Source organism: Massilia paldalensis (genome assembly GCF_044901715.1).
GTDB lineage: Bacteria > Pseudomonadota > Gammaproteobacteria > Burkholderiales > Burkholderiaceae_D > Telluria > Telluria paldalensis.
Genome location: NZ_JBJCIU010000002.1, coordinates 1,070,981 through 1,080,807 on the forward strand (window position 1 = coordinate 1,070,981; position 9,827 = coordinate 1,080,807).

General features: G+C 60.6%; 19 protein-coding genes. 11 read left to right on the forward strand and 8 right to left on the reverse strand.

What is annotated here, in order from left to right; all coding sequences use genetic code 11:
• Positions 1-15: 15 nt before the first annotated feature.
• From ACI1V7_RS14605 to ACI1V7_RS14635, 7 genes are all read right to left on the reverse strand, one after another.
• A complete protein-coding gene (locus ACI1V7_RS14605; protein ID WP_404532483.1) occupies positions 16-1,365 on the reverse strand; it encodes a replicative DNA helicase in 1,350 nt (449 codons plus the stop codon).
• Entirely contained in the window at positions 1,362-2,204 is an 843-nt protein-coding gene (locus ACI1V7_RS14610; RefSeq protein WP_404532484.1) for a DUF3824 domain-containing protein, read from the reverse strand. The genes ACI1V7_RS14605 and ACI1V7_RS14610 overlap by 4 nt, the downstream gene beginning before the upstream one ends.
• 2 nt (positions 2,205-2,206) lie before the next feature.
• Positions 2,207-2,425, reverse strand: a complete 219-nt coding sequence (locus tag ACI1V7_RS14615) for a hypothetical protein (protein WP_404532485.1) — start codon at positions 2,423-2,425, stop codon at positions 2,207-2,209.
• Positions 2,422-2,811 (reverse strand): hypothetical protein, encoded by a 390-nt coding sequence (locus tag ACI1V7_RS14620; protein WP_404532487.1) that lies wholly within the window; start codon positions 2,809-2,811, stop codon positions 2,422-2,424. Before ACI1V7_RS14620 ends, ACI1V7_RS14615 begins: the two co-directional genes overlap by 4 nt.
• Positions 2,808-3,020, reverse strand: coding sequence for a hypothetical protein (locus tag ACI1V7_RS14625; protein WP_404532488.1), 213 nt, complete (start codon positions 3,018-3,020; stop codon positions 2,808-2,810). The genes ACI1V7_RS14620 and ACI1V7_RS14625 overlap by 4 nt, the downstream gene beginning before the upstream one ends.
• Before the next feature lie 41 nt (positions 3,021-3,061).
• Positions 3,062-3,313, reverse strand: a complete 252-nt coding sequence (locus ACI1V7_RS14630) for a hypothetical protein (RefSeq protein WP_404532489.1) — start codon at positions 3,311-3,313, stop codon at positions 3,062-3,064.
• Between the two features lie 129 nt (positions 3,314-3,442).
• Entirely contained in the window at positions 3,443-3,652 is a 210-nt protein-coding gene (locus ACI1V7_RS14635; protein WP_404532490.1) for a helix-turn-helix domain-containing protein, read from the reverse strand.
• Between ACI1V7_RS14635 and ACI1V7_RS14640 the strand changes: the two genes are divergently transcribed.
• Positions 3,645-4,439: an XRE family transcriptional regulator gene (locus ACI1V7_RS14640; protein WP_404532491.1), complete on the forward strand. Its 795-nt coding sequence runs from the start codon at positions 3,645-3,647 to the stop codon at positions 4,437-4,439. The genes ACI1V7_RS14635 and ACI1V7_RS14640 overlap by 8 nt on opposite strands.
• A gap of 34 nt (positions 4,440-4,473) precedes the next feature.
• Positions 4,474-5,031: a hypothetical protein gene (locus ACI1V7_RS14645; protein WP_404532492.1), complete on the forward strand. Its 558-nt coding sequence runs from the start codon at positions 4,474-4,476 to the stop codon at positions 5,029-5,031.
• A 113-nt stretch (positions 5,032-5,144) separates the two neighbouring features.
• Here the strand turns inward: ACI1V7_RS14645 and ACI1V7_RS14650 are convergent, their stop codons facing one another.
• Complete coding sequence (locus tag ACI1V7_RS14650; protein WP_404532493.1) at positions 5,145-5,522, reverse strand: hypothetical protein; 378 nt, start codon at positions 5,520-5,522, stop codon at positions 5,145-5,147.
• A 211-nt stretch (positions 5,523-5,733) separates the two neighbouring features.
• Between ACI1V7_RS14650 and ACI1V7_RS14655 the strand changes: the two genes are divergently transcribed.
• The 9 genes from ACI1V7_RS14655 to ACI1V7_RS14695 all read left to right on the forward strand — a co-directional run.
• Positions 5,734-5,964: a hypothetical protein gene (locus ACI1V7_RS14655; RefSeq protein ID WP_404532494.1), complete on the forward strand. Its 231-nt coding sequence runs from the start codon at positions 5,734-5,736 to the stop codon at positions 5,962-5,964.
• A 42-nt stretch (positions 5,965-6,006) separates the two neighbouring features.
• Complete coding sequence (locus ACI1V7_RS14660) at positions 6,007-6,345, forward strand: hypothetical protein (protein ID WP_404532495.1); 339 nt, start codon at positions 6,007-6,009, stop codon at positions 6,343-6,345.
• Positions 6,342-6,545: a hypothetical protein gene (locus ACI1V7_RS14665; protein ID WP_404532496.1), complete on the forward strand. Its 204-nt coding sequence runs from the start codon at positions 6,342-6,344 to the stop codon at positions 6,543-6,545. Before ACI1V7_RS14660 ends, ACI1V7_RS14665 begins: the two co-directional genes overlap by 4 nt.
• Entirely contained in the window at positions 6,542-6,829 is a 288-nt protein-coding gene (locus ACI1V7_RS14670; RefSeq protein WP_404532497.1) for a hypothetical protein, read from the forward strand. The genes ACI1V7_RS14665 and ACI1V7_RS14670 overlap by 4 nt, the downstream gene beginning before the upstream one ends.
• Positions 6,830-6,941: 112 nt before the next feature.
• Positions 6,942-7,397: an HNH endonuclease gene (locus ACI1V7_RS14675; protein WP_404532498.1), complete on the forward strand. Its 456-nt coding sequence runs from the start codon at positions 6,942-6,944 to the stop codon at positions 7,395-7,397.
• A 264-nt stretch (positions 7,398-7,661) separates the two neighbouring features.
• Complete coding sequence (locus tag ACI1V7_RS14680) at positions 7,662-8,540, forward strand: ATP-binding protein (RefSeq protein ID WP_404532499.1); 879 nt, start codon at positions 7,662-7,664, stop codon at positions 8,538-8,540.
• Positions 8,537-8,842 carry a hypothetical protein gene (locus ACI1V7_RS14685; RefSeq protein ID WP_404532500.1) on the forward strand — a complete coding sequence of 102 codons (306 nt, stop codon included), beginning with the start codon at positions 8,537-8,539 and terminating at the stop codon, positions 8,840-8,842. Before ACI1V7_RS14680 ends, ACI1V7_RS14685 begins: the two co-directional genes overlap by 4 nt.
• A 1-nt stretch (position 8,843) precedes the next feature.
• The gene (locus ACI1V7_RS14690) at positions 8,844-9,239 is read left to right on the forward strand and encodes a recombination protein NinB (protein WP_404532501.1); all 396 of its coding nucleotides are present in this window, start codon (positions 8,844-8,846) and stop codon (positions 9,237-9,239) included.
• 10 nt (positions 9,240-9,249) lie between these two features.
• On the forward strand, positions 9,250-9,827 hold a 578-nt coding region (locus tag ACI1V7_RS14695; RefSeq protein WP_404532502.1), incomplete at its 3' end, for a hypothetical protein.

A 9,827-nucleotide genomic window follows, 5' to 3' on the forward strand; every position in this document is an offset into this window, starting at 1 on the left:
GTCATCGGTCGGCCCTCAGGTGAATCCGCCGCGGCTGGCTGCCAGGCGGGGCCCAGGTGTCGGCGCCCTGCGGTGCCAGCGATAGGGCAGGTCCTCGAACCGGGTTTGCGTGCCCACGTAGCGGATGCCTACGACGCCTGGCGAGCCTTGACGCTGCTTGACGCTGATCCACTCGCAGATGCCCTTGTCCTCCGTCTCCGGGTTCCAGAGCTCGTCCCGGTACAGGAAGATGATGTTGGCGGCGTCCTGCTCGATGTAGCCGGACACGCCCAGGTCGGACATGATCGGCCGCTTGTCGCCGCGCTTCTCGCACTCCCGGTTCAGCTGGGCCAGCAGGATCACGACGCAGTCCAACTCCTTGCCCAAGGCGATCAGGCCGCGCGTGTACTCACCCATCGCCTCGTGCAGCTTGTCCGACTTGGCGCCGGTGATGAACGAGAGCTGGTCGATGCAAAGGACGTCCAGGCCGTGCAGTCGCTTGATCTTGCGGGCCTTGGCGCGGATTTCCGGTATCGACAGGCCGGTCTGGTCGTCGATGAACAGGTTCAGACGGCGGGCGCTGATCGAGGCGCCTACGATGTCGTCCCAGCGCTCCTTGTCCGCGGCCGACTCGCCTGGCTTGCGCAGCCAGCTCATGTCGACTTCGGCCAGGGCAGCGATATTGCGGTCGTTGACCTGGTTGACCGACATCTCCATCGACAGGAACAGCGCCGAGTAATTCCGTGACGCGTTGCGGCAAATCCCCAGGCCCGCAGCGGTCTTGCCAGTACCCGGGCGGCCAGCGATGACCGTCAGGGTGCCGCGCTCGAAGCCGCCGTCCAGCATCTCGTCCAGGTGCTTGTAGCCGGTCGGGATCGGGCGGACCTTGCCGTCGAGGCGGTCTTGCAGAAGGGTGATGTACTCCTCCAGCGTGGCGTCCAAGCGGCGCGGATCCTTGGCGGTCTTGCGCTGGGCCATGTCGTCCAGCTTGGCGGCAGCAGCTGCGATGCACTCGCCACTTTCCTTGCCCGACTCGGCATCGGCAGCCAGATCGGCCGACAGCTCGAGCAGCGAACGCTTGGCAGCCTTCTCGATGACGATGCGGGCGTGGTACTCGACCTTCGCGCCGCTCGGCGCCGTGCTGTGCAGGCGGGCCAGGTAAGCGAACATCTCGCCAGCCTGGTCGTTCAGGCGCTCGGCCAGGGTGACGGCGTCGACGCGCTTGCCAGCGCCGATCTGAGCGACGATTTCGGCAAACACTGCGCGGTGGTCGCCGCGGTAGAAGTGCTCGGCGCCCAGCTCGGGGATGCGGTCCATAGCGTCGTTGTCGCGCAGGATGGCGCCTAGGACGGCTTGCTCGGCTTCCAGGTTGAAGAGCTCGATCATGCGGCCTCCTGGTGGTTGCGCTGGGCCTGCAGGCCGGCAGTCGTCAGGGCATAGGAGCCGTCATTCGCCGCGTACCACAGCTTGAGCCAGTTGCCTTGCACGGACTTGTGGAATACGGTCGGCCAGGACTTGTACCGCTTCGAGTTCGGCATGGTGTAGCGGTCCTTGAACGCGAACCAGTGCAGGCGCAGGAAGTCGTCAGGCAAGCCAACCTTGGCGGCGTAAGCGAACACGGCGTGGCCTTCAGGGATTGCCTTGGCTCCAGTCCGCTTGCAGTCGTCGAGGTAGGTCCGAAGCGAGATTGCAGTGCGACGCTTTGGCTCCTCGTCTTGCTCGCCGTCTTGCCCCCCTTGGGGGGTATGGGGGGTTTTAGGTTCTTCTCTACTCTTCTCTTCTCTAGGCGTGACTTGGTGTGACGTGGCGTGACTTGGCGTGACATCATCCACAGAACCATCGTCTCCATTGTCACGTTCGCTGTCACGTTCGCGTTCACGCTGCGCACGTTTGCGCTCAGCAGCAGTCGTGTCGACACGCTCACGCTTGGGCTGGCGATCTTCCCAGCGGGTGACTTTGCCTTCATTGATCAGGCCGCGGCCCTGCATCGCAGCCAGGATGCGGGCCGTGGTGCCATCGTCGGCGCCGAGCAGGAAGTCGGTCGCTTCGCAGTCGATCTCGTCGAACTGGCCGCGCTCAGTGTTTGCGCTGGCGGTCTCGAGAACGAGAGCCCACACAGTGATGACGTCACCAACGCGTGCGCCGGCCTTCTTGGCGACCAAGCCGAACTTGGGATCGTTCACGCTGCCGTGATGCCAGCGGAACCAGTCGATACCGTTTGCCATAGTCAGCGCTCCCGGTCCAGAACGATCATGTTGGCCTTGCGGACCATGGCGACGCGACGGTCGATGACCTGGGCTTCGTTACGGCGCGCGCACTCGTCGATGGCTGCCTGCTTGCTCGATGCGCTGCCGGCCGCAGTCATGATGTGCGGTGCGCCAGGCGTCGGGTAAGCGATCAGGAAGTCGCCGTTGGAGGTCGGGCCGATAGCTTCGTAGGCGATCATGCGACACTCCCAGCGAACCCGAACAGAGCCGACACGAGCGGATCGCGGCGGTCGACTGCGGGGTAGTTGCTACGGATCCTGCGGCGCGGTGCCTCGGCCTTGATGGTGCGGGGAGCGTACTTCCGTGGCAGGGTTGATTCGCCGGCACCGAAGTACCACATCCAGCAACGGACGCCGGGCGTGCGATGCGCGGTCAGGATGCGGTGGGCGTCGCCGCTTTCTTCCAGCAGGATCAGCTGGCGACGCAGCTCGGCTTCGGAGTAGCCGACAAGGGCTGACAGTTCCTTGACCGTGCGCGGCGCGATCTGGATGGTGCGGAGGAGCGCCGCCGGCAGTTGTGCCAGCGGGATCAGGTGGGGTTGGTTGGATTTGCGAGGCTTCGTCATGGCTGCGCGCTCCTTGCCGGGAAGCGGCTGCGGACAGCTTCGTCCAGCTCTTGCTCGTAGGTGTCGACGGCATAACCAAGCCGCTTTGCGACCTGGTATTCGTGCGTCTTGGCGCGCTTCTTCGGCTCGCCGGTTTCTGCGGCAATGCGCTCTTTCTGTGCGCGCCGCAGTTCCCTGGCTGTGTCAATAATGCGTTCCTTGCTGATCAAGGTGATCTCCTTTAGAGAGGATGGTGAATCCGCCAAAAGCCTCAAAGACGCATGGGACGGCAGGCGCCTGCGCGGTGCATCGGGAAGCGCATCGAAACCGGGCCACGTTTGGCACCTTCTCGTTGCGGTCCACGCGGCATACGATGCGCGGGCGCTGCTGCCGACTGAAGGAGAAGCTCGCGGGTGAATGCGCTGAAGGTCTTGCCGACCTTTGCGCAAGCCTTGCGGATGACTGGCGCCTCTTCTTCGTTCAAGCGAATCTTCATGACGATGTTGCGGGTACGGTCTTTCATGTATTGCTCCAATGAGTGTTCCTGGATGGACAGCTTTCGCTGGCGGGTACTACTTGCAGTTGCTCTAGGGCTTCTGCCTGCGTGCAACTTTCTGGGCACGCGAACTGGCCGTGTAGGGCCAGGTCAATATCAATTCGGGGGTTCGGTGCAGACTTTGTGTTTCTTCGCCAAGCGTTGCAGGCCGTTGATGACCTGAAACGATGGGCGTTTGACACCAGCCTTACCGGCGGCCATTTCGCTCACGGTCGGCTGCTTGAGGCCAATCGCGGTTGCGATCTGGGACTGTGTGAGCCCGGCGCGCTGCAGCTCAGAAATGAGGAAAGGGATATTCATGTCCAACAGTATAGGAACTCCAATTTTATCTGTCAATCGGTATTCCAATCCGTTGTGCGCGGACAATATCGGTATGTCTATAGGTTCACGCATCAGAGAGGCGCGTAAGGCTGCCAAGCTCACGCAGAAGGCGCTTGCCTCGAAAGTAGGGATGACTCAAGGAGCACTGTCGGAGCTGGAGACAGGCGAGTCGCAAAGTTCAACATTGTTGCCATCGATGGCAGCGGCCTTGGGCGTGAGCGCCCTATGGCTTGAGACAGGGAAGGGCGCGATGGCGCCGGATCAGCCAACGCCGGGCGAATTGGCATCGCCGTTCGTGGATGGTCCTGGTGACATACCTGGTGCGCGAAGCGTGCGTGTGGGGGACGTCGAAACTGTGGCCATCCCGCGTGTCAAGCTTCGACTGCGGGCTGGTGTGGCGCAGTTCGATACTGAGCCGGATATGGACGGCGATGGAGACGAGCTGATCCCGGCCCACATCTTGGCAACCTTAGGCCTGAGCGCAGCTAATCTGATTGGCATGCGCGTGACCGGGACTAGCATGGAGCCGATGATGTTCGAAGACGATGTGGTCATCATCGACAAATCGGACAACAAGCCGATCAGCCGCGAAGTCTATGCTGTTAATTTCGACGGCGAAGCCTGCATCAAGCAGCTTCTTTACAGGGGCGGCCAATGGTATCTGCACTCGGTGAACCCGGATCACCATGACGTGAACGTGCGTAGTGGGCAATGCACCATCGTGGGCCGCGTGGTCATTCAGCCGACGCGGGTTTTGACTGGCAGATTATAAAAACAAGGCGGCACGCTATGCCGACGGGGGTGTCATGAAAAAGTTGATTTTGATCGGCGCATTGGTGCTCGCCGGATGCGCGTCACCAGCTCAACGCGAACTGAGCCAGTATATCGCGACGAATAAGCCGCTAGCAGGTGTCTCCATGAGGTGGTCAGACTATTACGAGGGCGCCTATTCGCGAGCGGTAGCAGCAAACGCTCCTGGCTCAAGTCTGTCAGTTCTCAACAAGCTGATTTACCTGTCAAAGCAGTACGAGGGTGGCGCGATTGACCGAGATACGTTCGCCTACCAGCAGCGCGGATTGCTGGCGGATGGGATCCAGGTCGAACAGCAGCAAGAAGCGCAGGCAAGTGCCGAGCGCTCTGCCCGCTGGCTCGCGTTCTCCCAGGCGGCACAGGCCAATGCTCAGCGGTCAGTAGCCGCAGCAACTCCGGCACCCGTGACTGCGGGCGTGGCCTCTCCCGGTATAGGAATAGTTGGGTACCTCCAGGATCAGTCGACGAACGGCACGCTTCGCTACTGCAAATATAGCAATGGCGTGGTCAACACGATCAACGTCGTTCAGCTCTGCCCGCTCAACACCCAATAAAACAATCCCCGCCGAAGCGGGGAGGGAGCTATAGATGGATCAAAACGATTTTGCTAGCCTTCAATACAAAGTTGATGCTATCGCAGGCGCTCAGCATGCATTGACATGCGCGCTTAGCTTTTTGATGGCACAGTACCGAGGGAATCAAGAAGCCACACCAGCGCTGCAAGACGGGCTGGAACAAATTCGTTCTTCGTTGCTTGCATCGTTGGCGTCGGATTACTCGATTGGGGCGTTTGATGAAACTGCCACAGCCCTGCTGGAGTTGCTGAAAGCGCAGCCTTGATCAGAGCCAAGTGTTTATCACCCTCAGACTTTGCGTCTGCCGCACTTGCTGGGCGGCGTACCTCATCTAATGCAGCTCTGACCTGGCTCCAGTTCAAGTCATGCATTTGCCTCCGTTTCTCCCCTTGGATAACGCCAACCTTATAACTGCCGTTCTCCGTTAGGTGAACGATGACCGTCTTGGTCACGCGGTTCTTCTTCGACATCCCATCCTCCACGCCCGCACTCGCGGGCTTTTTTACGCCCTGACGCCGGGCAGGCACGCCTGAATTGATCTGGCCGATAAATTATCGCACAAAAATATCGGTAAACCTATTGACACGGCAGATAGGAACTCCGATAATCACTCCATCGCAACCGAGCCCAGCAGGGCAGCGGCAAGCGCACTGGGCGCGGCGAGAACTGGAGAACTGAAAGATGAAAGTTGGTCAGCAAATTGAGTTGAACGGCAAACCTTGGGTTGTAGTCAGCACTGGCAAGGTCCAAGTCTCCTGCGTACGTTCGGACTGGGAAAAGCAAGGTTTCGATGCCGATACCTTCTTCAACCTGCGACACATCGGCAAGCAGCTTCCAACCCAGCCGTACGACATCAACGCAATCGCGCGTAAGCACATCAAAACCGGTCTTTTCTCAATCGCGCCACGTTAATAACCCCGCGCCCGCCGCTGCGGGCAAGCCTGGAGAGCAGTCATGGACCGCATGTCACCCGAAGAAGCCCGCGAAGCCAAGATCGCCGAGCTGACCGCCAAGAACACCGACTACACGAAAGCGCTGATCGCCTCGGGCGAGATGACAACCATCCGCGAGGTCGGCAACTGCGTCACGGATTACCTGGCGTTTGCCTACGACGACCTGCACAAGCTGGTGATGGGCGCCGTGACGTTCGAGCAGGTGCGCGACAAGGTGATTGCTGCCGATGCCGAGTGCGAAGCGATCAAGGCGGTCGAGCAGATGGAGAAGCGCCGCGAAGAGGAATCGATCGCTGCGCGCGCCGAGCGCTGGCTGTGGGCTCGCGGAGTCCTGCAATGAACTGCGAACGCTGCAACGACACCGGCAGCCTGTCCAAGTCGCTCGACGGATACCTGGACTGCGGCCACTGCGATATCGCTGCCAAGCGCACCGAGCTTGAGCGCTGGTACATCGCCCAGACCAAGAAAGACGGCATCTACGGCGCCCTGTGGCGTCTGCACCAGAAACTGACCAACGAACTGCAAGGAGAGGCGGCATGAGCATCACGAAGTACAAGACAACAGAAAACAGTAGCTCAATCCAAGAGGTGGATGTCATCCGCGAAACCGCTTCATTCGTCTACTTGCCCCGTTTCGGCGGAGGTGAACGCCGGGAGGCAAAGCAATCAAGTTGGGATTACTACCACGACTCTTGGGAAGAAGCCCATGCATACCTGATGAAACTGGCTGAATCGCATGTCAAGGCTGCTCGTCGCGAATTGGAACTTGCCAATGGCCGCCTCGGCAACATCAAGGGCATGAAGCCGCCGGAGGATGCCAAATGATCCGCCTCCTCCTGCTGTACCGCATCGAGGTCACAGACGACCATCCCGTTTTGATGCTGGCCTGCCTCGGCGCCATGGTCGTGCTGGCCGGCGTGCTGGAAGGAGTGATGCCGTGAGCCCGCGCGACAAACAGATGCTGACCCGATTGCAGAACCTGGCAGCCGATAAGGGCGTCACGGTCTCTTTGAAGTCGGAAGGGCACTTCCATCTTCAGGGAGCACTGCTGGTCAATTACTACCCGTTCGCATCGAAGCGAACCGCTTACGTCGCGAATACGGTGAAGAGCTTTCAGCAAGTCGACATGAAGGCTGCAATCAAGATGGCATGCGAGCCACCGCCGATTACGAAGGTGAAGCGCAAGAGCTACAAGGCCATCAAATTGAAGATGCTCCGAAAGAGCCAGTCATGCCACTGGTGCGGCTGCAACCTCAGTGAAGAAACAGCCACCGTCGACCACGTTATCCCGCTGTCCCGCGGTGGCCTCGATAACGACAACAACCGCAAGTTGTCCTGCGAGCCCTGCAACAACAAGCGAGGAAACAGTATGCCGGAGGTACGAGCAGCATGATCCGCAACACAGCCCGCGCCTTAGTCCTCGTAATGGCCTTCCTGATAATCGTAGCGGAAGTGCAGAGGGCGGAAGAGGCGAACGAACCAGCACAGGAATGGAGCCAGCAATGACGAATCAGATGCCTCCGCCGCCAAAGTGGCCGCCGATGCCGAGCAAGCCAGCGAAGCATGAGCCCTGGCGGCCGGTGATGACCGAGCAGCAGCGCAGGGAACACGAGCAGTACATACGAGAGAACAACCTACCTTTTTAACGGAGATCGACATGAAGTTCACGAAAGCTACGCGTCAGAAGGCACGGCTACGGCTCGCACTGACCGGGCCCAGCGGTTCGGGCAAGACTTGGGGCGCACTGCTTCTGGGCGTTGGCCTGGGCGGCAAGATCGCAGTCATCGACACGGAGCGTGACAGCGCATCGCTGTACTCGCACCTGGCCGACTTCGACGCGCTGAACCTGGAGGCGCCGTTCACGCCGGAACGCTACATCGAGGCGATCAAAGTGGCCGAAGCGGCTGGCTACGATACGTTGATCATCGACAGCATCACGCACGAGTGGAGCGGCGTCGGCGGCTGCCTGGAAGAGGTTGATCTCATCGCCCGTTCGAAGTACAAGGGCAACTCGTGGAGCGCCTGGAGCGACGTCACGCCGCGTCACCGTGCGCTGCTTGACGCGATCCTGCACAGCCCGATGCACATCATCGTCACCCTGCGCAGCAAGACCGAAACGGCGCAGACGGAAGAGGGCGGCCGCAAGAAGGTCGTCAAGCTGGGCATGAAGGCCGAGCAGCGAGATGGCTTCGAGTACGAAATGACCGTCGTCCTGGACCTGATCCATGACGGGAACTTCGCCACCGCGACGAAGGACCGCACCGGCCTGTTCTCGGGCCTGACCCCGACCCCGATCAGTGTTGATACCGGCGCCCGCCTGAAGGAATGGCTCGAAACCGGCGCCGAAGCCCCGAAAGCGCTGTCCGTCAGCGACTGGTGCGCCAAGATGGATGAGGCCAAATCGTCGAAGGAGCTGGCCGCAATCGCCACCGAAGCCTGGGAGGCCACAGGCGACCAGCAGATCATCGAACACCACGAGGCCGTCAAGTCGGCACGAATGGCAGCACGCAACCAACAACTCGCGGAGCAAGCATGATCGACCTGACCACCATCGACCAAGACACCATCATCGCCCGCGGCCAGTACGCCACGATCCGCGCGGCGCACGAGGATGAGAAGAAGCGCCTTCAGATGCTGTGCGGCCAATTTCTATCGATCGCCCCGCAGATCCTCCGCTACATGCAGCCGCCCGAAGGTGACACGCCAGAAATCGGCGCGGTGCTCGGGCTTTTGTCCCTGGGGCGCGAGACGCTCGACAAGATCGAGGCGTGCGTCGCGGATATCGAGGCGCTGGATTTGCAGCGATCCGGGCTGAAACAGGTGGCCTGGGGGCGTTGACATGGCCTACACGCGCATCGGGACGATCACCGCAGCGAATCGACAGCACTTGGCCGAAAAGGTCGCTGGACTGCCAGAAGGCTACGACATCAAGGCCGGGCCCCGCGCCCGAAGCCTTGACCAGAACGCGAAGCTCCATGCCATGTTCGGTGAGCTTGAAAAGAAGGCGACCTACCTGGGGCGTCGGCTCACGCTGAACCAATGGAAGACGCTGATGATCAGCGGCCATGCGGTGGCAGTAGGCATTGGGGCGGATCTGATACCAGGCATCGAGGGCGAGTTCGTGAATGTGCGGGAGTCGTCAGCACAGATGAGCGTAGCGCGCATGACCAGCTTGATCGAATACGTCCATGCGTGGGCAGCACTGAACAAAGTGAAATTCAAACAAGACTACTGAGAGAGATCGTATGCACAAGAATCCCGAAGCAATGAAGCAGTACCTGGCAGACCGCACCGCCCGCGCCGGCGCCGAGCTGCGCGAACTGACCGGCACCGATACCGTGCTGCTGCCGGTAACTGGCGAGCCGAAGCTGTATGTGGCTGTTGGCACGCTCGCAGGCATCGCTCATACGGCGCAGCGGAGTCTCGGCGAAGCGGCCGGCAACACCAATAAAGCAGTGCTGACGGATGAGCAGATCAACGAATTACTCAACGAACAGCACTCGTACAACCCGTTCTTGACTGGGACGTGGCCCGTCAGCTTTGCAAGGGCCATCGAAGCCGCTGTTCTCTACCATGCCAGTAAGGCAGACGTCTGCGCGCAAATGCGAGCCCTTTGCTCAGCGTGCGGCGGCACTGGCGACGTCGTAAGCATCGATGGCGAATGGCGCGGCACCTGCGACTGCGAAGCATCTCGCGCCGCTCCTGCACCTGCAGATAACCCGAGCACGGCGGGTGCCGGTAACGAGCGCGCACTCTTCGAAAGCTGGGCGCAAGGTCGCGTCACCAGCCTGATTCAAGGAAAGTTCGGCACTGGGTACGTATA

What these genes read in the sequence shown, in the direction of transcription:
- ACI1V7_RS14605 (WP_404532483.1), bottom strand. Translation starts at nt 1,365, where the DNA reads ATGATCGAGCTCTTCAACCTGGAAGCCGAGCAAGCCGTCCTAGGCGCC.
- ACI1V7_RS14610 (WP_404532484.1), bottom strand. Translation starts at nt 2,204, where the DNA reads ATGGCAAACGGTATCGACTGGTTCCGCTGGCATCACGGCAGCGTGAAC.
- ACI1V7_RS14615 (WP_404532485.1), bottom strand. Translation starts at nt 2,425, where the DNA reads ATGATCGCCTACGAAGCTATCGGCCCGACCTCCAACGGCGACTTCCTG.
- ACI1V7_RS14620 (WP_404532487.1), bottom strand. Translation starts at nt 2,811, where the DNA reads ATGACGAAGCCTCGCAAATCCAACCAACCCCACCTGATCCCGCTGGCA.
- ACI1V7_RS14630 (WP_404532489.1), bottom strand. Translation starts at nt 3,313, where the DNA reads ATGAAAGACCGTACCCGCAACATCGTCATGAAGATTCGCTTGAACGAA.
- ACI1V7_RS14640 (WP_404532491.1), top strand. Translation starts at nt 3,645, where the DNA reads ATGTCCAACAGTATAGGAACTCCAATTTTATCTGTCAATCGGTATTCC.
- ACI1V7_RS14645 (WP_404532492.1), top strand. Translation starts at nt 4,474, where the DNA reads ATGAAAAAGTTGATTTTGATCGGCGCATTGGTGCTCGCCGGATGCGCG.
- ACI1V7_RS14650 (WP_404532493.1), bottom strand. Translation starts at nt 5,522, where the DNA reads ATGTCGAAGAAGAACCGCGTGACCAAGACGGTCATCGTTCACCTAACG.
- ACI1V7_RS14655 (WP_404532494.1), top strand. Translation starts at nt 5,734, where the DNA reads ATGAAAGTTGGTCAGCAAATTGAGTTGAACGGCAAACCTTGGGTTGTA.
- ACI1V7_RS14660 (WP_404532495.1), top strand. Translation starts at nt 6,007, where the DNA reads ATGGACCGCATGTCACCCGAAGAAGCCCGCGAAGCCAAGATCGCCGAG.
- ACI1V7_RS14665 (WP_404532496.1), top strand. Translation starts at nt 6,342, where the DNA reads ATGAACTGCGAACGCTGCAACGACACCGGCAGCCTGTCCAAGTCGCTC.
- ACI1V7_RS14670 (WP_404532497.1), top strand. Translation starts at nt 6,542, where the DNA reads ATGAGCATCACGAAGTACAAGACAACAGAAAACAGTAGCTCAATCCAA.
- ACI1V7_RS14680 (WP_404532499.1), top strand. Translation starts at nt 7,662, where the DNA reads ATGAAGTTCACGAAAGCTACGCGTCAGAAGGCACGGCTACGGCTCGCA.
- ACI1V7_RS14685 (WP_404532500.1), top strand. Translation starts at nt 8,537, where the DNA reads ATGATCGACCTGACCACCATCGACCAAGACACCATCATCGCCCGCGGC.
- ACI1V7_RS14690 (WP_404532501.1), top strand. Translation starts at nt 8,844, where the DNA reads ATGGCCTACACGCGCATCGGGACGATCACCGCAGCGAATCGACAGCAC.